Consider the following 19,828-nt stretch of genomic DNA (forward strand, 5'->3'; position numbering starts at 1 on the left):
GGCGGCGATGAGGCGCGAGATCAGGGGCAAGGCAGACATGCGGACGGATCGGCGGGCCGGTCCCGCGAAACGAGAAACCCACCAACAGTAGTGAATATTTTGTCATTGGAGGGGGGCCCTGCGAGAGAGCCAATATTTGCGTGCGCCGGGCGTTGGATTGCGGGAGCGTAGCGACGCAGACAGCCGTTTCCTAGAGGTACCTATCGGCCATCGTGCGAACGACGACTGGCCGCTCCTGGGCCGGCAAGCGACCGCTTGCCGGCCGGCTTCCTTAACTACACTTCGGTTTGCTCCGCCATTTCGAGTGCGTCATCCACCTCGATGCCAAGATAACGCACAGTGCTTTCAAGCTTGCTATGGCCAAGAAGCAATTGAACTGCACGTAGGTTCTTCGTGCGTCGATAGATTAGCGAGGCCTTGGTACGCCGGATCGAATGCGTCCCATAGGCTGAGTCGTCCAGACCGATTGAGGCGACCCACCGGTGGACGATCCGCGCATACTGTCGAGTCGAGAGATGGGGAGATGAGTGCAAACGACTCGGAAAGAGATAATCTCCGAGCTTCAGCTCGCGAGTGCGAATCCAGGATTGAACGCTTTCGCGTGCCTGTTGGGTGATCTCGAACTGTACGGGATGATGCGTCTTCTGCTGCATCACGGTGGCGCGGGTGCCGACCTGGTTGCCGACGCAGATGTCCTGCACACGTAGGCGAGTTAGGTCACATGCGCGCAGCTTGCTGTCGATGGCAAGGTTGAACATCGCCAGTTCGCGAACGTTTGACGTGAACTGAAGCCGGGTTCGTATTGCCCATATCTCGTTCAACTTGAGCGGAGGCTTCTGCCCCGTCAGCCGTCCCTTGTTCCATGGAATCCGTCGCGTCGGGCGGAGGAGGGGGGATTCCATCATGGTCTCCTTTCATGTGAAGGGAGACCAAGTCTGCACCTTCTCTTGCCAGGAGATTACCGACCTTCCTGTCGTCGAAGCAGTTCCGCCAGTGTGGGAAATGGCCAGTCCTCGTCGTCATAACCAGCCGGAAGGCCGAGGTGACGATCGCCGTCCGCGCATTTGGTCCTGTCCCCAGGAAGAATGACTTCAGTCACCAAGATCCCAGGTCGTTCCATCTCGAACAGGAAGCGGCTGCAGATCGGACAGTAGCCTCGGTCTCGCGGCTCATCGTCGCCAAGATCCATTTGGTACTCGTGAATCTGGACCCTGACGCCGCACTTGCAGGTGATTGGCTCGATGTAGTTCATGGACTCTCCTAGGCTTGGAGTGCCCAGTGAACTGGTTCGACGCACTCACGTCCATTGATCATGAACTTTTCGGCTTGGATCCGCATCGCCCGAACAGGGCACGAACTACTCTGCGCAAACAGTGTTGGAGCCGTCTGTAATTGCCCCCTCATGCGTCCGCGCTGCATACATTGCAGGTTGTGAAGCGGATACTCGACGGTCTCCGCTCGACCCTAAGCGGACGGCCGAGATGATGCGAGGCGTATGACCGTTCTGCGATGTGGATGCGACGTTCAAAGTCCCCATACGTGGGCAAGGGCAAACGGCTAGAGAAGGCAATACGTGGTCCTGCCGAAGGACGGGTGTTTTAAGGAAGATCAATTGCAGTCATTATCTGTGCTCGCGTGGGATGCATTGATTCGCTGCGTCTAGAATATCCGACTTCGGAAAGGAGAATGGGCGTCTGTTGAATCAATTTCCTCATGAACGGCGCGACCACTTTTCTTTCTGTCTCGTCGAGGCCTTGTAGATAATTCATTAAAAATCGAACATCATCAAAACCGATTTGCTGAAGTTTCCAGAAGAAATTCTGCACGAATGCTGGACCGCTCCTTGGAATCGCAGAAAACCTTGAAAATTCAAGTTGGTGATTCGAAAAAAAATACATATTATCATCGACTACTCTGAGATCATCTGTTTTGCCTGCATGACCCCAAAGCCCTTGTACCCGACGAAGCTGGTCAGGCATTGGTTCGAAGATCGACTTGTTTGTAGGTCCAGACCAAATGGCTATTGTGATAGTTAGCTCGCTGGGATAGAATACAACATGAGGCGTATATTCTGGAATGAATAGGGTATTTCCGGCTCGATGCAAATATTCCATCTTTAACTTTAATCGAGATTCATCGGCAGAAACCCGATTGAATATCAATGATGGATACGTGCCAAGCGCTGCCACACTCGTCAGCAGAGTATCGTCATGGTGGTGAATTGTCGTGTAGGCTATATCATCTCCACCTACTAGGCTGGTGGGGCTAAAGAAATTCATTGTCACGCTAAATCCGTATCCAAGCAAGATGGGTAGATGGACATCGACGCTCGAGCTTTTGATCGCCAGAAATCCGGGTCGCATCATGTTCCGTTCGATTACTTGGAACCAAAGTTTCTTATTGGAGGCAATCGATTGAAGATGTGTGACACAAAGTTTATGCGCCTCTATGCCTCCGCGATATCTAGAGAAAATAACGGCGATATTAGATAGGATCGCATCAAGCTCCGTCATATTCACATGCCCGTCGGTAGACACCAAGTTTTGCCATGGGTCTTTTGCAGAGTGGTATCACTCGAAAATGCACACACCCGTCATTTGGCATTATTTGTAAAACACCAGCTATATCAGCTTGGATATACACGTCCAAGGTGGGTATTAAATATACTTCCGACCTGGCACAAGCGATTTTGTAGTGCAGCACAGTGACTCCAGCCGCGGAAATAATTGCATGCCAACCAAGCGGTTCGCCGTATTGCGAGCGCCAATGGGAGAAATAGAGGTCAGCCTCACTTGGATGGAAACCAAATCGTGGATCGGAAAGGGCCTCATCTCGAGGGTGAACATGAGCGACAGCGCGTCGGTCGAGGCGGACCATGGAAGTGGTGCCCCATAGGACTGATACTTTCTTGGGCTTCGAATTGATCACTGCGGCCTCACACTGCGCAGCATTCGCTAAATCGAAGAGATCTCGAGCATTGACTCGCTTAGTCGAGGCCATTTTGTAGAAGCTCCCGATACGCAGACAGTTGCGCACAAGTCCTCGGCGCAACGATAACGTCGCGCCCGTCGACGCTGATTATACGTCTCGTGTACGCCTCAACGAATTTAGCAACTCCGACCCTCCGAATATTCTCTCGATGCAACATATTCCCCCCAAAGAATATCTCTCGTAGGACGATTCGATATTTCTCCCGTAGAGTTTCATATACAATTGGACTGCAACGGGAGTCTCTTTCAGAAATCATGAGAATATCTATCGGTGCAGATGTTGGTATCTTAAGACCATCTCGGATGGTGGCTAGAGAGATGCCCCGCTTCGATTGAGATCCAAGTCTCGACTGCACGCTGGCAAGAAACTCGTAGATCGCCTCCCCACCAATAATTTCTGCGGGCGGATTGTGAATGTAGACGGCGGAGATTGGCAGCGATTTTAGTCTTCGCAGACTTTCGCCAAGGGAGCGAGTCAGTCCCTCGATGGAATAGTCGAGTTCGGGCACTGGCTTTCGCGAGATATCGACGCCGACTTTAGTATATACTTCACTTTTAGTACCCGATAGGACGGAACTCAGGACTTCTTCCGCGCGACCCATCGCATATAACGGGGCAGTGTCGTAGCTTCTAAAGCCTGCCTCGAAGGCAGCTTCAATGAGCCGCTCCGATTGCCGCTCATTTCGGCGACGGGTCACGAGACCGTCAAATTCTCCTGCGGCCCGCAGTGTGCCGAAAATCAACTTCGAAACCATGGACTTAGATGAGCGATGGGGCGGACTGACAAAAGGCCGCACAATACGGTGACGTCTCCGGTGGGGAGGCGATAAATCCATCAATCGCTTGATGAATTCGTTCTCGCGCAGACGTGACGGAAACTTGGCCATCTTTAATATACGGGCAACGTCGAATATATCCGTCTGCTGATACGTAAAGTCTCTGTGATTCGCATGGTCGATGTACACCGACCGAATCACTGATCATTCTCGCGAATAACTCGAAACTATTCGCAAAGCGTTCCTCTATTTGGAAACTTCCCGAGAGCAGCTTGAAATCGCGCGCTAGCTGAAGTAAATAGCTTCTGGGCGATACCCCTTTATGGATAAGCATCTCCTTGGAAGCAGCGAGGAAACTAAGGTCAAGCCCCCCCTTCGACCTTCGCGCGAATTCTGCGAGTTGGAGCACTTCATTAAGTGACAACGCATAGAACGTTAAGTGAACAGAGACGGAAGTTAGGTCGTTCATTCGATCGTAGATCCGAACTGCGTCCTCAAATGCGCGGACCGATCGGCCAAAAAGTCGTGCCCCATGGGATTCGGCCGACACAGTGATGTGCTGCAACAATGGAGCACATTTCGTAAGCGTTGAGAGTGGGAAAGCAGGTCGGGCCGCCGTCGTTACTGATGACGCAATTCCGAACCTTGAACTTAGCATCAACAAGCGCCGTAAGTTTGGATGGTCAGTAGGTTCGCCGCCAGTGAAGCAAAAGGCCCGGACACCTATTTCTGAGAGACGACTAGCCGTCCACGCAAGAGTGCTCGGATCGAGATCATGTAGTCCGCGATCCGCTCGGAAGCAGAATCCGCAAGCAATACGGCACTTGTCAGAGGTGCTCACGAAGGCAGCATTGAATTCGTCAACGGTCATTACTGAAGCCCCGTTGCATCCCATACTGCAAGTTCTATAGAACGTCGATACAGGGCACAAAGCGCTGGATGAGGGCGAGGCGACTTTAAAAAGTAAACATGGGGCTGTGGTGGCCCACCGCAGATTGCCATCGCGGGGCACGACAAGCAGTCCGAAACTGGGAAAAGTCGTTTCGTTGATCCTTTGAAATCTATCGATTCTTCATCAAGCGCCGAAACGTCATAAATGGATGTGGGGTCTGACCAAAACAGGTCAGACAAACTCATCTTGGCACCGGGAAGCAGTGCGGCGGTGATGGAACCATCCACCTCTTCTAGAACTTTAGGAACGCGAGCGTCCAGTGCTTGATATACGCGGTCAAGCGTTGAGTGAACAATTGCCCCCCTTGCGAGTGCTCTGCTTCGTGCTCGAAACAGCACCTCGGCGAGTTTATTACCGGATACGGGAAATTCTCCGGCTCCAGGAATAGGATTGTTAACATATATGAACTTAAGTCCGAGGACATTGACAATATAGTCGATGCATTCATCAAATCGTTCTAGATTCTCGGGCGTCGGTGTTAAATTGGCTCCCAGATATACGCCCTTCAGCGCCTGAAGCGCCTGTATGTTTCGTTGGAGCTTTTTCGAATAATCTTGTCCACCAAGCAGAGTGCGATGCTTGTGATTCGTCTCCGGTGTTCCGTCTATCGAGATGCCAATTCCATACCCGAATTTCTCGTAATGTGCGAGCATTCGGGCGGTAAGTAGTACACCGTTGGTAACGAGTGTGCGCTGCACTCGGTCTACCCTGTATTTTTTAGCGAAACGGTCACAGAGTGCATCGCCATACTCCATGAGATCGAATCTGGTAGTGGGTTCCCCCCCAAACCATTGAACGGAAACCTCGGGCATACCCTCGTTGCAGTGGAAGAGGAATTCGAGCCCAATTTCCAGGTCTTCGGCAGACATATCAGGTTTGCCGGAGTTTGTTTCGACGAAGCAGTATGAGCACTTCAGGTTGCAACGATCCGTCAGAACTACGCGGAATCCGGAGATTCTGCGTGGACTCGTAGGCAAGCCAAATTCACGTAAGCGCCGGCCGACCGCAGCAATGGCTTCCTCTCTATTGCCCGGCACGTAGCCATCGCATCCGACGTCGTTCAGATACCTTTCGATCTCCTTCGCCTCCGGCTCGCCGGACAATAGGTGGTACATCTCCTCTCCGGACAGAAAAACTGTTTCCAACGACAAGGGATCGAGCAGCGCGTATTCGCGGTCCTTTCGGTAGACAAAGCGTCCGCGCCAAAGTGGTGGCAAGGGATAACTGGGAGGACGCAACATGATCGTTTGCATTTTATGCCACTCCACTAAATTCTTCAGTTTTGCTTCCCTTTTTTTGCCTTTTTCTCTTCCTTTCCCTCAGCCTTGTCTAGCTCATCAAGTATTCGCCCTATTTCATCTTCATAGTCGAATTCGACCTGCTCATCCTCGCTAGTTAGTACTTGCGTCGGTATGCTCAACGACTGCGCGAGCTCTTGGACGAGTTGTATGTGTGCCTCTTGCATGCGCTTCGTATCCCTCTGCCCTGCGCCGTCGGCCAACACGATAATGCCGGGCAGTGTTGGATTTGGCGCGATGAGAACGATGCCGTGCGGCTCTTCACGGACCGCAATGATCGCGCCTTCGACGGGTATCCACGCAACCTTTTCCTTAATCGCCTCCATGATTTTGGTTTGGCGATCCTTGAACTCCTTCCTATCGCCGAACCACACCCCAGCCTTATATTTGGACATCGGGGTCGTAACTGGGATTAGGTGATCGGTCTTCTTGGGCCGGCGCTCGGGCATATCAGTCCTCCGTTTGGCACAAACACAATAGAGACAAGTTGGCGCGAGAGAAGTGCAGCGCCGCGGCTCGGGGGATTCGACGACTGCTCCTTCGTGAAAATCCCCAAGGGATAGTGCAGTACAAAACAACGAGGTTGTGCATCGACATCTGTGGGGAACCGCACACTAGCAGACGTGAATGTCTGGACTGCTTGGCGCCGACACTCAAAGAGTTCGTGGCAAGCAGCCGACGTCTGAACGTCCGATCGACGGCATTGGCGAATGTCGCCTCAAGCTCGGGACCGCCGCATCTACGGAGAAGTGTGACCGGCTGGTATTCGGCCGCTCCCACCATCCGCTGGTTTAAGGACGGATGGCAGGAGGTGGCCGACTCCAGGCGGCCGAGGGGAGAGTGCGCCAGTCGGCGCTACTCGACCCTAACAGTGCCAAGAGTGAGGCAGATGACGCGTACCAAAAGCAAGGCAGTACTTCGAAGCCCTTTGCGCCTTGATAAGCGATGGTCGACTATCGAAAAGTGGTTGGGCAATGCTCCGCCATCTATATGACGCCCACAATCGGACTGCGACCTACACGGAACTCGCCTGCGCCGCCGCACGGGCAGGCGCTCAAGCTTCCGATGAGCGCCCGCACACCTATGCGAACCTCGAATTCGGCAAGCTCGTAGGCTACTGGGGCAGGCAGTAGGGATGGGGTTTCTGCCTGGCACCAAGCGGGAGACGCTGTTTTATAGTAGCTCCACCGGTGTGGGCCACTCTGCCACGCCCGCCGGTGCCGAATTCGAGATGGTCACGCTATCACGAACTCGCCAAAGCAATCGATCGGTTGATGAAAGACGGGTCATTCGATGCATTTATCAAGCAGTAGCAAGCGGAGGATGAAATGTCCGAAGAGCTAAGGACTTTGAAGGCCGGCCGATACACACTGGTTGCACGTTCCATTGACGCTGGATTCCGCGGGGTCATGTTGGGTTGACCAGCAGAAGGTCGTGGATGTCCAAGGGGCAACGATCGACGATGTCTGGGGCAAGCTATGGGACACGCTTTGTGAACGGCAGATTTCGCTTGCCGCCGCGCGACGCGGCGCCGATCCGACCGAGAAGAAGCAGCCAGGGCATTTCTTCGCATTGAGCACCAACTCACGCCGGGCCACAAAGCAATGCTCAGGGCGCACTTGAAGGCTGTCGACCAGAGGATTACGCCAACCGAACTCGCAAAGGCGGCAGGCTACGCCAACTATTCGGCCGCCAACCTGCAGTATGGGCTCCTTGGAGCCCTGCTCTTCGCGAAAATGCCGAGCGAGTTGCAGAAGGGGAACAACGGCGCGCCGGTAATGACGCACGCAATCGCTTCCCAAGAGGACCTGCGCGCGTCCAGCATGGACGAATGGATTTGGCAGACGCGGCCTTACATCGCTGCAGGCCTGGTGGTCGCGGACATTCTTTGATCTCGCTTGCGAATGTTCTAGTTCCGGGCGCGGAAATCGGAAAAAAAGGGGACGACCGCAAAGCTACGCTCTGGGCGGCCGGTGCCTGACGCGCAGCAGTCGTTCGAATGGCACGTCGGGACTGCGATCATCGACCGCTACTGGCCGGGTGCGGCCCGACGCCGAGCACAACCGAGCGTTCCTCCTGGGCCCGTCCGCGTGTGGCAGAAGACGACCCATCTGCGTCATTCGGCTATCCCGAAATCTATGGCGGCAATCTGATGTAGTGCGGCCTTTCGGATGCATTCCATGTCAGATGTCGGCGCGGGCGGACGGCCAGTTTTGGCCGCCAATGGAAGTGATTTAAACGATATATGTATCAGATTTAAGGTAAACGAAACTCGCAGGCAAGCGCCGCAAAATTCACTCGACCCGCTCATTGTCGCGCACCAGAAGTGCACATGAAAGGGTCGAAGTGAACAAGCTCCAAATTGTCGGCAACGCTGGCCTGCGCCAGCTGCTAGCGCTTCTCTTGGTGCTGGCTCTCATCCCACAGACAAATGCAGCGGTTCCGCAGAAGTTCTGGTGGACCGGGTACGTCGGGAATAGTGGCTTCTTCCAGCCCACGGCCGAAGCGGGTTGCGTAAACCTCGACCACACCATCTATCTAAATGTTACATACAGGCTTGACCGGTGGAATGGTTCGAACTGGGTCTGCGCCGGATACGTGAATGGCGTCCTGCTGGCGGACCCGTATACCCGGGCGATGTATGAAAAAATGTGTGGTGCTAAGGGAAGCCTGCGTAGATCCAGTGAACGGCGCCTTCAATCCTGCGGCTTTTCGACGCAACCCACAGCTTCCACTTGATGAGCAGTGCCCCGACCTTCCAAAGGCGACAGCGAACGCTTGTCCAGTGGGGAACCCCGTCTCACCTCTTACGGGTCAGAAATTTCAGGCGGAGCCGGCTGATTTCCGGTCAGCAGGATCTCACACTCTGGTGCTCCAACGCACGTACCGATCCGAGATGGCAACTCACGGGACGGGGGTGCCCGTTGGATATGCTCCCGCAATCGCGACACTTGGAACGGGGTCACCTCTTGGCCGCGGCTGGCATCACAACTGGGACCGATCTCTCAATCTTTCGTATCTGAACGATACCTATCCAACCATTTCGGCTCTTCGAGACGATGGGACCATTGTGCGCCTAATCAGAAATGGACAGAAATGGGTGGATGCTGACGGCGCTGTGCGGGATCGGCTTAACAGCGCAAGCGGAGACGTTCAAGGCGAAGTTTGGCAATACTATGTCGCGGCTACAGACTCCGTTGAGTCCTACGACGCGAGTGGCCGCCTGCTGCGGGTGACTGATCGTAATGGCTGGGTGAACACCCTGACGTACACCACTGAGCCGACTTCGGACGCACCAGGCGGAGCAGCGCGGCTGCTTGAAAGCGTGCGCAACCAGTTCGGCGTGACACTGCGGTTCTCCTACGATTCGAGGAACCGCCTCATTGCGGTGACCACGCCGGATGGCAAGCAGATCCGCTATGGGTACGACGCCGACGGCACCTCCACAGTGATGTGGCCGGACCAGATCCTGCGGCGCTATCACTATGGCGAGGATATTTCGGGGTTCACCTTGGCGTTGCCGGGCCGACTGACGGGCATCACCGACGAGCTTGGTGCACGCTACTCGCGATACAACTACGCCACGACGACAGGATTTGTCACGAGCGAGGAGCATGCGGGCGGTGTCGACAAGCTGTCGTTCAGCTACGGTGCGAATGCCACCCTGGTGACGGACGGCAATGCGCTGACGCGCAACTTCACTTACCAACTGGTCGGCAAGCTGCGCCAGCCCACCGGCGCATCCGGTTCAAGTCTGATTGGCGATCCCTTCAACACGATCCAGTACGACGCCGGTAACAACGTCAGCCGCACAGTCGACCGTAACGGCAGCGATACCCGTTACAGCTACGACGCGCAGGGCCGCGAGACGCAACGCATCGAGGGCTACAGCACGGCCGACGCCAAGACCACGACCACCGAGTGGCATCCGACGTGGAATCTGCCGCTGAAGGTGGCTGCGCCGAGTCGCGTGGACTATTTCACCTATGACGAGAAAGGGCAGGTGCTGACCTACGGTTGGTATCCAACCAACGACTCTAACGGCAGCCAAGGGGTCAATGCCCAGCCGTCCGGCGACGTGACGAGCACGATGTGGACCTATGGCGCAAATGGCTTGGTAGCTACGGCCATCGACAAGGTTGGGGACACGGTCACTGGCCACTGGACGTTCACGCACGATGCCCAAGGCAATCTGGCTTCTGTGACGAACATGGCGGGGCAAACCGGATCCGCCGTGCAATATGATGCAGCGGGCAGACTGCTTGAGGCTGTGGATGTCAACGGATCTCGGATTAAATACGCTTACGATGTACGCGGCCGCATGACCGACGTCGATATCGACGGGATCCAGACCAGATATGAATACGATGCGGTGGGGCAACTTGTTGGCATTGTCGGACCGTACGACCTTGTGACGCGCTATACCTATGATGCCGCCCACCGACTCATCCAAATCCTGGACAACATCACGATTCCTGAAAGGGTCAATGATTCCAATCTGGTCAGCCCCTTTGCGGTGGAAGGTGCTGCCGCACCTTCGTCGCTGGCCTATGTGTCCAATCGTCTGGCCTCGGGCTGGAATGCCGTGATCCGGTGGCTGAAGGATTGGCTCTCTGCCGTCATTAGTTCGGCACACGCCCAAGCGATACCATTGCCGAATCAGTACGTGCCGCCGATTCGCCCAGGGCAGAGCATGCCGACCTATCCGGGGTCGAGCGCCGCGTCTGACCTTGATCCGAGCCTTACCCGAGAGAAAATGACTCCCGGTTTGTATGTCTTAAGGTTTTTGGTAAGGGTGCAAGAAGCGTGTGGCGAAGCCATTTCCCAGGTTGTCGACAAAAGTGTTCAACAAGAGCGAACCGCCCGGAGACTGCGACTGGAACAAGTACACACAACTACGCGACGCCGTGGAGGCAGAGTGCAAAAATGCCGGGGCATTTAGTTGCGGGAGCACAGATGGACCTGAGTTGTTGCAGTACAAACGCGATCAGGCACTACGTTGCGCTATGGCTCGCACAAGGATTATGCAGACTTGCTTCAGAGGCGGTGACCCGGAACACGAGGTTCCCGAGAGAAACGCTTGGCGGGCCGTTGCCAAGTGCGATTCGTATTTGGCAAAACCGTAGTTTGGAGTTATGAATGGACACCCAAGAAATCGCTAACGCAATTATCGAGGCTTTCAGTGATGTCGAGCCTCCACCGTTGTGGTCCATTGTTAGCAGCAGAGAGGGTCATGAGCCCGCTCTTGTTGAGAAGACCTTTGCCGGAAAACTGCGGGACGAGTTGACGGATGACGAACTCGATCGTGATCCAGCACTGTCCTTCTTCTCCGCAGAGGCATTTCGATATTTTCTTCCAGCCTACCTCATCCGAGAACTTAACGGGTACGAATTTCAACAGAACCACCTGGCTTTCGTGCTCACGTATGGCCTGACGGATGACGAGCGAAATAAACTTGTCAATCCACGGCGGTATGGGAATCTTACGGCTTGGGATAGCGCGGTACACAAGTTTGCACCGCTGACGAAACAGCAGGTAAAGGCGATCGTTGCGTTTCTCAAATTTAGAATGGAGAAAGATCGGCAGGATGATCCATTCGACTACCAGCTTGTATCGGAGGCCATGACAAATTATTGGCTCCCCCGAAGCGGTGAGTGAGCTCATAGCTGGCGGTTCATTTCATCGCCCCTCCGTATGAAGTCTCAATGCGTACCAAATGCCATCGAAAGGCGGCGCATTTGAGTTCAGATGTCAGAAGCCACAGCGTTCCCGGGTGTGTCAGTTCTTGGTTGCACAGCAGACGCTCGCTGATGAATCGGGAATGGCGGAGTCTGTTTAGGTTTGTTTGATGCCTGCCCTTGGCTGCAGAATTCCAGGGGTATGAGGGCAGGCGTTGAACAAACCTCAGGGGAGGAAACCGCGGAGTCCGGCGATGTCGGTGATGCGGGCTATGGCGATTGATGGGTTGGCCCCATCAGCGGCGTCATGGCTTGAAGAGGAGGCAGGCCATCAATCGGCTCCTGCCATGGCGCGAAGGTCGGAGCAGTTCAGGATCGCGTGGATACCCAGTGCATGCAACCTGGTCGAGGGAGTCGGTGAGCGCAACGCTCCGCTTGCGGCTCCAGATTCCGAAGAGCCGTCGGTTGAGTGGTAGGTGTGGAACGTGTGGGCTCATGCCGGAGCTCGCTGCGGTGGCGGTCCGCGGATGCACGCGCTGCGCGGGATGACCTCGATGACGAGCATCGGGGCGCCACAGTGCCGGCAGACGAAGGACGGAGGTGCGGGGACATCGGTATCGTCAGGCGTAGCAGTCACCGCCTGCACGACGCTCAATAGCGAGCGTATCTTGACCAGATTCGCGCGGCGCACTGGATTGGCAAGCAATCCGTAGTGGCGGATGCGATGGAAGCCGCCCGGCAGTACGTGCAGCAGGAAGCGGCGCATGAATTCTCCGACGTCCAACGTCATGGTCTTACGGCGCGTGCATCCCTTGGCGCGGTAGTCCTTCCAGCGGAAGGTCACGCCGCGTTCGTCGAGCGAGACCAGGCGCTGGTTGGAGATCGCCACGCGGTGCGTGTAGCGCGACAGGTAGGCCAGTACTGCCTCTGGACCGGCGAACGGTCGCTTGGCGTAGACCACCCACTCGGTGGCGCGTAGTGGCGCCAACCATTGCGCAAAGGCGTCCGGATTGGCGAGGGCGCTGTACTCACCAAAGAACTGCAATTGCCCCAACGTGTGTGCGTCCTGGAGTGCATCGAGGAAGCGCCGCCGGAAGAGGCGGGAGAGCACGCGGACTGACAGGAAGAAGCCGGGACGGCAAGCGATCCAGCGTTGCCCATCTGGGGAGAGACCGCCGCCCGGGACGATGCCGTGTACGTGTGGATGATGGGTAAGTGCCGAGCCCCACGTATGCAGCACCAGGGTGGCACCGATCTGCGCACCGAGGTGCAGCGATGGTCCGCAGAGTGTCGGCGGCGACGTCGAACAACAGGCCATAGATCACCGCCTTGTTGTACCAGGCGATGGCGCTGATCGGCGCGGGCAGTGTGAACACGACGTGGTAGTACGCCACGGGGAGCAGATCCTCAGTGCGCGCTTCGAGCCAGCGATGCGCGGCGCTGGCCTGACACTTGGGACAATGTCGGTTGCGGCAGGAGTTATAGGACACCTCAAGGTTGGCGCAGCCGGAACAGCGCAGCACATGCCCTCCCAGCGCCGCGGTACGGCACTGTTCGATGGCCGACATGACCTGCAACTGCCCAAGGCTCAAGGAGGCAGTCTGTCGCCAGGCCGGCCCGTGGAGGCGGAAGATATCCGCGACCTCGAGCACGTTGAGCTCGGCGGCGGGACTTCCTAGTCGGAATGCAGATTCTCGAGGGGGCTGACCACCTCGCGCAGCAGATCGGTGGCGACCTGGGCATAGAGCGCTGTCGTCTCCAGCTTCCTATGCCCTAGCAGTACTTGAATCACGCGGATATCGACCTTCTGCTCGAGCAGGTGTGTCGCAAAGCTATGCCGTAGCGTATGCATGGATACGCGCTTGTCGATCTCTGCGGCCTGCGCGGCGGCGTGGACGGCACGGTTGAGTTGCCGGGTGCTGAGTGACTCGATGGGATTGAGGCCCGGAAACAGCCAGCCACCCTCGAGCATCTTGCCCTGAGCATGAGCCACGCGCCACCAGGTGCGCAGGCGTTCGAGCAGGACCGGCGAGAGCATGGCGTAGCGGTCCCTGCGACCCTTGCCTTGTTCGATTCGCAGGGTCATGCGCTGGCTGTCGATATCACTGACCCGCAACGCGACGACTTCGCTGGCGCGCAGGCCTGCGCCATAGGCCACCGCGAGCGCGGTCTGGTGCTTCAGGTTGCTGGCGGCAGCCAGCAACCTGGCGACTTCATCGGGACTGAGTACGACAGGCAGGACGCGCGGCACGCTCACCGGGCGCATCCTGGCCATCCGGTTGGCATCGCAGAGGGTTACCTCGAAGAAGAACTTCAGTCCGGTGATCGCGGCATTCAGCGAAGTCGGTGAGGTGCCGTGATCGACGAGGTGAAGTTGATAGCGCCGCAGATCCTCGGTACTGGCCGTGTCCGGCGAGCGGCCGAGAAAGGCCGCGAACTGGTGCACGGTGCGGAGGTACTGGGCCTGGGTCTTGTCCGCAAGCTTGCGCATCCGCATGTCCTCGATCATGCGCTGGCGTAGCGGGCTGATGGTAGGTGTCGCGACTGACATGGCTGGGCTCCTGTCGGGAAACGAGGCAAGTTGCCTCGGTCCTCAACTTAGGAGACAGCGCAGGCGCTTCAGTCACTTTGCGCATTGGACGGAGGGTTACCGCGCGAGCGGTTTAGTCCTCTGGCCGACTACGGCCCTCCCTTTCGCCGGTCAAACACTGCCCTGATTGCCATCCACGACGATCCAGACGCTCATAGTTTGGGACGGCTTTGGATTTTTTGTTCGCAACACGCTTTGGGGGGTGATTGAAGTGAGATGGAGTTTCACGAACGTGAAACTTTGTTGAGTTTGACGGCAGACCGAAAGGGGCGGCGGGGATTGAGCCGGAGCAACGAAAAAGAGAGAATGCCGTGCCCGCAGCATACCGTTGAGCAATAGCCTGCCGTCCCCTTGACGGAGTTGAGCGTTTGAATCGCGGCGGCTGAGCCCTGTGTACTCGGCTTGATTTCCTTTTCTACGATGAACGTTGATCTCTCGCCTTCATATCTGAGATATTCCGATAGCCACGAATCCACCGCCTCTCGGCCAGCATTCCTCAGAGCATGAAAGAGGCCCGTTGACGGCGTGCTCTTCAATGCGGCGCCGATCTCTTCCATGAAGCGGGGAGCCGCTATCACGTGGAAGCGTTTCTCGGCGTAGATGTTGCCGTCATCGCTGCGGGTTTCGGGCGGGATGATTCCTCTTCTGATGAGCTTGTTGAACGACTCGATTCGTGCGATCTCTGTTACCCAAGATGCGCTGAAACTGACTTCGTTCTTGACGCTGGAAGTCGGGACATGGGCGCAAGGCCGCCGATGCCATCGGCATCGGCATCGGCATCAACAATGGCGGTGGGCGAACCGCCGTGTCTGCGAGCGTGACTCAGCCCCGCAGCGCCATGGCACGCAGTAGTGCATCGATCTGGCCGAAAGCGTCCTGTTGCCATTGGTCTGGGCTGCGATCACCAAGCGCATGAGTGTCTTCGACGAACCGCCTCACACAGGTCGGGCCATGCCCTTCGAAAGTATCGAACTTCTCGGCGATGTGTCGGAAACCACGCTTGCCGCTGGCAAGCCCCAGCAAGGGACGACATTGCTGTGCAAGCGCCTCGATGCCGCCCGGATAGTTCCGTACGCAGTAGTAGATGTCGTAGGCGTCTTTCTGCTTGTAGCGTCCCGCCAATGCGTGGCCTTTCATCGCCAGTAAAGCGGGGATGGAGCACACCGCTATCTCCACTCGGTTGGTTCCCCCGTTTGGCATCGCTCCCGTAATAGCGACTAATTCGTTGAACCGCATCGCGAGATCGGCACCATCGGCACGTTGCACGGCAAAGTCGGTAATCAACGGGGGATCATTTTTGACGATTTCCGCGTCTCTGGGCATCAGGAAATCGACCACAACATCAATGGCGTTTCCACCATCCCGCGCGAAAACTTGGCGAACCAGCTGGAAGCGCCGAAGACCCTCGCGTTGGGCGTATCCATGACCTTGAAGAGCACCGATCAAGGTCGCGTACTCGCCGTCGCCAAGCGCCTCTGCATCTAGGCTGAGGTCCACGTCGAGAGTCCCTACATGAGGCATGTCCTCGTTGGCCAGCAGCAGCCATGGAACGGCGCCACCAATGACGGCAAACTTGCCCCTGAAGCTACCAAGGATCTGTCCGATTTCGATTAGCACCGACTTCACGGCCGCAGTCGTCCGGTCCTCGTACTCCGCGGCCGATTGTGGATCCTGGGGTGTCATTTGAGCCATGAGAGTCTTTCTATGCGCAGGTGTTCGGCGGCCTCGGCGCCTCGTTCACCTGCAATGGAGAGGTCAAGGTAGGTCTGGACCGGACTAGTGCAAATGGCGCCCGGCGCAGGCTCAACCGTGTCAGAGAGTAGTCCCAAGTCCTTCGGGACCGTGACGACCACGTTTTCGCCCTTAGTAGCAGGTGCGAGCTTGAGCGCAGCCTGGAGCTTACGAAGCCCTTCCTCGTCGGCGAAGAAGTAATGCGCGCCGGTTCGGGCGTAGGGGGCAAGCCACTGCGCTGCCGAAAACGACGCGAAGGCTGCGCGTCCGGGACCGCGTTCGGTCCGCAGCGCGCCGCGGGCTGCATCTTCAAGGGCGGTACCATGCAATGGCGTGTAAAACCGCAGTCGCTCGCCTGACGGCGCGGCGTAGCTTTCCCGCCATGCGCTGAGCAATGCGTTGGGATCAGAAAGGACAAGACCGTCCTCCGCGGCGCGCGCCCATTCCCGATCAATCAATGCGGTGCGCACGTTGCTGACGTGTCCAAGGCTCACTCCGGAAATTTCGGACAACTCGGTGACTCGCCACGCGTGGTCCGGCTGCCGCAACATGGCGCGAAGTACCTGGGCTGATTTCGGTCTGAATAGCGACTTGAGTTCGCGTTGCTCGGCTGCTGGTCTGGCTTCTAACACGCGTTCGATGAAGACTCCGCCGAAGGTGATCCGGGCGTTCCCGATCAGATCGAGATAACCAACGTTCATCTCTTCACACAACTGCCGCACTGCGGGTGAGATGTAGGGAGCTATGAATACGGGAGTCGCCAGCGAAGGGTGGCGCATCACGTAATTGCGCAGTTGTAGCAGTGCCGAGCGTGCATACCTCGGTTGGCCGCTTGACTTGCACTCGCAAACGAGCAGATGCTGGCGGCCGTCCACGAGCAGTCGGGCGATCAGATCGGGCTTCCCATCTTTGGACTCACCTTCGATATCGATGCCTTCGATTTGAAGGATGGGGACCCTTTCAAGCAGTTGCCGCAACGCCTCACCACCCCGGATCTCGGTTTCTTTCATTGAAATGACCTGTTTCAGCATTCGTTGAAAATACCATATTTTCTGAAAGACCTCCCCCTTTTTCAATGCAGAGATAGCTTTCAGCGAATGCTGAAATGACATTAATTACTGAAATGGCTTGCAATTGTGCATTAAGAGTACTTTTTGTGCACTTTGTCTCGCTTGCCGCCGTTGCGTGTGGCCAAAGAAGCCCTTGCCGGGCAATAGCGTGCGCCGAGGGCATGGCTTGGCGGCTCCCCGGCACACCGCAGGACGCGGCATCGGGGCATGGCCAAGGCTCGCTCACGCCAGCCGCCGCTAGCGAACCCGACGCCGCCTTTCAACGCAGAGAAGCGAAATGTCCGTTCCCTAGGCGCTCGCTCTTTTTCGGATACCTCGTCCCGATGTGTTCTTGGGCATATAAGCGCAACGGTCGTGCCCCGGCGGACAGTCGTCTGCACATGCTTTCGGGCACCGCCCGGCGCAACAGCTCCGCGATCGCGTCCAGCATCTACTGCCTGAGCCGGCGAAGCCCGTTGAAGTGGTGGAGGTGCCCAAGGTGCTTCCGATGCCGGCCCAGATGAAGCCGATCATGCCGACCGAGGAGGTCGCGCCCGCGCGGGAGCCGGCGGACGAGACCCTGCGCGTGTCGCGCGCCAATGAGGAGGCAAGGGTCGCGCCCACGCGCGAGGGCTATGTCAACGCCATCCAGGTCTGGCCATACACCGACGGGGCGCTCTACCAAGTCTACGCATCACCGGGCCGTGTCACTGTCATTGCCTTGCAGCCCGGCGAAGAACTGGTGACAATCGCCGCCGGCGACACCGCGCGCTGGATTGTGGGCGATACCGCGACGGGTGCGGGCGACGAGTTGCGTGTCAAGGTGCTGGTCAAGCCGGTGCGCGCCGGCCTGACGACCAACCTGGTCGTGATGACCAGCAGGCGGACCTACCTGATCGAGCTGACCGCGACCGCTAAGGCGTGGATGGCCTCCGTGTCGTGGGACTACCCGAAGGACCGCATGCTGGCCTTGCAGCGCCAGGCACAGGCGGCTCAGGCTGCCGCCCCGGTCGATACTGGCCTTTCGCTCGAAAATCTTCGCTTTCGCTACGCCATCCGTGGTGCCAATCCCCCCTGGAAGCCGCTACTCGCCTTCGACGACGGTGCGAAGGTCTACATCCAGTTTCCGCCGCGCATCGGGCAAGGCGAACTGCCGCCGCTCTTCGTGATTGGGGCGCAGGGAGACGGACAACTGGTGAACTACCGCTTTCGACCACCGTACTACATCGTGGACCGGCTTTTCGGTGCGGCTGAATTGCGTCTGGGCGGAGGCGGGGAGACGGTGGGCGATGTCGTGCGCATCGAGCGTACGGATGGCATCGCAGGGGGGCATTGACCATGAACCCGGACAATGCCCCGGAGCTGGGGTCGCCAACAGTGAGCAAGGAGGCGCCCGAATCGTTGGCGTTGCGCGCCCAGCCGCGTCCGGTGACACGGTTGAACCGGCGCGTGCTGGTCGCCCTGGCAGGCGGCATGTCGGCCGCCGTGCTGGGCGCGACGATGTGGTCGCTGCAGGCCCCCGGGCATCGAAACATGGCCGAGCCGATGGCGCTTGATGATGCCGATCGCGTTTCCAGATCACCTGCGCTCGATCAGTTGCCAGCGGATTACGCGTCGCTGCCTGCGACCGATGTTGGCAGGGACGATGTCCCGCAGCTTGGGCCGCCGCTGCCCGGTGACCTTGGGCCCGCCATTGTGAAAGCACAGCCCTCGTTCGTGGTCGGTGACCCACCACCTGGTCAGGATCCGGCTATCGCCGAGCGAGACGCGTTACAAAAGGAGGCGGAGACCGCGGCGACCTCGCCCGTATTCTTTCGAAGCGGCACACAGCGATCGACGGTCGGATCCGAGCCTCCTGTCGCGATACCGTCCCCGACCACCCCTGCGCTCACGCCGACCCCTGAGCCGCGCCTTGCCGCTGCGTTCGATCCGCAAGCGCCGGGACTGGCGTCAACGGCTGCGCAGCCGACCGATCCCGTGACCGCGCAAAACCGGCAAGACCAGAAAGAGATGTTCCAGCAAGCGGGAGTGACGGCAACCCACAATGTCGGGCTGTTGCAGAGCCCAATGTCACCTTACCAGGTGATGGCCGGCACCGTGATAGCGGCGGCGCTCGTGACGGGTGTCCGTTCGGATCTGCCCGGCGAGGTGATCGGGACGGTGACAGAGCCTGTGTATGACACAGCAACCGGGCGCCACCTATTGATTCCCCAGGGCGCACGCATGATCGGGAGATACAACAGCCAGCTCAGCTACGGACAGAATAGGGTGCAGATGGTCTGGCAACGCATCATCCTGCCGGATACCTCCTCGCTCACGCTGGACAACCTCATCGGCGCCGATCCGGCAGGTTACGCTGGGCTGGAGGATGGCATTGAGCGGCATTGGGGTCGCATCTTTGCGGGCGCCGCCCTGACGACCCTCCTAGGTGTCGCTGCGGAGTTGGCGGCCCCGGAGAATCGCAATGGCAATCGCGTCATCATTGCTGGCCGCAGCGGTCTGCAGAGCAGCGTGAACCAGGCCGGGCAGGAGCTGACACGGCGCAGTCTCAACATCCAACCCACGCTGACAGCGCGGCCTGGCCTGCCGGTTCGCATCATTGTGAATCGGGATCTGGTGCTGCGGCCATATTCACCCATCATCTTGAAACGGGGGGTGTCATCCTGAGCACCAGGAAAACGCTACGGCTTGGGCCGTTGCCCAGGAGCGAAAGCGCGAAGCTGACCTTCACCTGCACGACAGCACTCAAGGCCGAGTTCGGATT

At 57.6% G+C, this 19,828-nt stretch carries 17 protein-coding genes and 4 pseudogenes; 10 read left to right on the forward strand and 11 right to left on the reverse strand.

From position 1 onward, the window contains the following. Nucleotides 1-275 precede the first annotated feature (275 nt). The 6 genes from ACO550_RS37310 to ACO550_RS37335 form a co-directional block, all read right to left on the reverse strand. On the reverse strand, nucleotides 276-902 hold the full coding sequence (locus ACO550_RS37310; RefSeq protein WP_315598517.1) for a tyrosine-type recombinase/integrase: 627 nt from the start codon (nucleotides 900-902) through the stop codon (nucleotides 276-278). A 56-nt stretch (nucleotides 903-958) separates the two neighbouring features. Continuing rightward, on the reverse strand, nucleotides 959-1,252 hold the full coding sequence (locus ACO550_RS37315; protein ID WP_315598514.1) for a hypothetical protein: 294 nt from the start codon (nucleotides 1,250-1,252) through the stop codon (nucleotides 959-961). Between the two features lie 346 nt (nucleotides 1,253-1,598). Next, nucleotides 1,599-2,537, reverse strand: coding sequence for a hypothetical protein (locus ACO550_RS37320; RefSeq protein WP_485995140.1), 939 nt, complete (start codon nucleotides 2,535-2,537; stop codon nucleotides 1,599-1,601). 449 nt (nucleotides 2,538-2,986) lie between these two features. Then, on the reverse strand, nucleotides 2,987-3,877 hold the full coding sequence (locus ACO550_RS37325; RefSeq protein ID WP_315598512.1) for an aldo/keto reductase: 891 nt from the start codon (nucleotides 3,875-3,877) through the stop codon (nucleotides 2,987-2,989). Nucleotides 3,878-4,636: 759 nt separating this feature from the next. Continuing rightward, the gene (locus tag ACO550_RS37330; RefSeq protein WP_315598511.1) at nucleotides 4,637-5,971 is read right to left on the reverse strand and encodes a radical SAM protein; all 1,335 of its coding nucleotides are present in this window, start codon (nucleotides 5,969-5,971) and stop codon (nucleotides 4,637-4,639) included. Between the two features lie 23 nt (nucleotides 5,972-5,994). Next, a complete protein-coding gene (locus tag ACO550_RS37335) occupies nucleotides 5,995-6,411 on the reverse strand; it encodes a hypothetical protein (RefSeq protein ID WP_315598510.1) in 417 nt (138 codons plus the stop codon). Nucleotides 6,412-7,635: 1,224 nt separating this feature from the next. On the opposite strand from ACO550_RS37335, the gene ACO550_RS37340 reads away from it, so the two are divergent. From ACO550_RS37340 to ACO550_RS37365, 6 genes and pseudogenes are all read left to right on the forward strand, one after another. Then, nucleotides 7,636-7,908 (forward strand): hypothetical protein, encoded by a 273-nt coding sequence (locus ACO550_RS37340; RefSeq protein ID WP_315598509.1) that lies wholly within the window; start codon nucleotides 7,636-7,638, stop codon nucleotides 7,906-7,908. A 454-nt stretch (nucleotides 7,909-8,362) separates the two neighbouring features. After that, the gene (locus ACO550_RS37345; protein ID WP_315598508.1) at nucleotides 8,363-8,755 is read left to right on the forward strand and encodes a hypothetical protein; all 393 of its coding nucleotides are present in this window, start codon (nucleotides 8,363-8,365) and stop codon (nucleotides 8,753-8,755) included. Continuing rightward, nucleotides 8,658-9,077, forward strand: a pseudogene (locus ACO550_RS37350) (DUF6531 domain-containing protein); the annotation flags it as partial. The gene ACO550_RS37345 and the pseudogene ACO550_RS37350, both read left to right, overlap by 98 nt. 39 nt (nucleotides 9,078-9,116) lie before the next feature. Further along, nucleotides 9,117-10,958 (forward strand): hypothetical protein, encoded by a 1,842-nt coding sequence (locus tag ACO550_RS37355; RefSeq protein WP_315598507.1) that lies wholly within the window; start codon nucleotides 9,117-9,119, stop codon nucleotides 10,956-10,958. Then, entirely contained in the window at nucleotides 10,924-11,142 is a 219-nt protein-coding gene (locus ACO550_RS37360) for a hypothetical protein (protein ID WP_485995141.1), read from the forward strand. Before ACO550_RS37355 ends, ACO550_RS37360 begins: the two co-directional genes overlap by 35 nt. Before the next feature lie 13 nt (nucleotides 11,143-11,155). Further along, nucleotides 11,156-11,674 carry a DUF6714 family protein gene (locus ACO550_RS37365; protein WP_315598506.1) on the forward strand — a complete coding sequence of 173 codons (519 nt, stop codon included), beginning with the start codon at nucleotides 11,156-11,158 and terminating at the stop codon, nucleotides 11,672-11,674. Between the two features lie 648 nt (nucleotides 11,675-12,322). Here the strand turns inward: ACO550_RS37365 and ACO550_RS37370 are convergent. Then, nucleotides 12,323-13,286: pseudogene (locus tag ACO550_RS37370) on the reverse strand (IS91 family transposase); the annotation flags it as partial. On the opposite strand from ACO550_RS37370, the gene ACO550_RS37375 reads away from it, so the two are divergent. Further along, the gene (locus ACO550_RS37375; protein ID WP_315598518.1) at nucleotides 13,218-13,373 is read left to right on the forward strand and encodes a hypothetical protein; all 156 of its coding nucleotides are present in this window, start codon (nucleotides 13,218-13,220) and stop codon (nucleotides 13,371-13,373) included. The pseudogene ACO550_RS37370 and the gene ACO550_RS37375 sit on opposite strands and share 69 nt — an antisense overlap. Here ACO550_RS37375 and ACO550_RS37380 read toward each other — a convergent pair. From ACO550_RS37380 to ACO550_RS37395, 4 genes are all read right to left on the reverse strand, one after another. Then, entirely contained in the window at nucleotides 13,370-14,245 is an 876-nt protein-coding gene (locus ACO550_RS37380; RefSeq protein ID WP_485995142.1) for a tyrosine-type recombinase/integrase, read from the reverse strand. The genes ACO550_RS37375 and ACO550_RS37380 overlap by 4 nt on opposite strands. A gap of 263 nt (nucleotides 14,246-14,508) precedes the next feature. Then, nucleotides 14,509-14,841: a hypothetical protein gene (locus tag ACO550_RS37385; RefSeq protein WP_315598504.1), complete on the reverse strand. Its 333-nt coding sequence runs from the start codon at nucleotides 14,839-14,841 to the stop codon at nucleotides 14,509-14,511. Nucleotides 14,842-15,106: 265 nt separating this feature from the next. Beyond that, on the reverse strand, nucleotides 15,107-15,976 hold the full coding sequence (locus tag ACO550_RS37390; protein WP_315598503.1) for a hypothetical protein: 870 nt from the start codon (nucleotides 15,974-15,976) through the stop codon (nucleotides 15,107-15,109). Further along, the gene (locus tag ACO550_RS37395; protein WP_315598516.1) at nucleotides 15,964-17,046 is read right to left on the reverse strand and encodes a type IV toxin-antitoxin system AbiEi family antitoxin; all 1,083 of its coding nucleotides are present in this window, start codon (nucleotides 17,044-17,046) and stop codon (nucleotides 15,964-15,966) included. Before ACO550_RS37395 ends, ACO550_RS37390 begins: the two co-directional genes overlap by 13 nt. Before the next feature lie 472 nt (nucleotides 17,047-17,518). Here ACO550_RS37395 and trbG point away from each other — a divergent pair. The 3 genes and pseudogenes from trbG to ACO550_RS37410 form a co-directional block, all read left to right on the forward strand. After that, a pseudogene (trbG, locus tag ACO550_RS37400) lies at nucleotides 17,519-18,400 on the forward strand (P-type conjugative transfer protein TrbG); the annotation flags it as partial. Nucleotides 18,401-18,402: 2 nt separating this feature from the next. Further along, the gene (locus ACO550_RS37405) at nucleotides 18,403-19,731 is read left to right on the forward strand and encodes a TraB/TrbI/VirB10 family type IV secretion system protein (protein WP_315598502.1); all 1,329 of its coding nucleotides are present in this window, start codon (nucleotides 18,403-18,405) and stop codon (nucleotides 19,729-19,731) included. Continuing rightward, nucleotides 19,728-19,820: pseudogene (locus tag ACO550_RS37410) on the forward strand (DUF2274 domain-containing protein); the annotation flags it as partial. The gene ACO550_RS37405 and the pseudogene ACO550_RS37410, both read left to right, overlap by 4 nt. Nucleotides 19,821-19,828 lie beyond the last annotated feature (8 nt).

The sequence above is a fragment of the Cupriavidus sp. genome, from assembly GCF_057315035.1.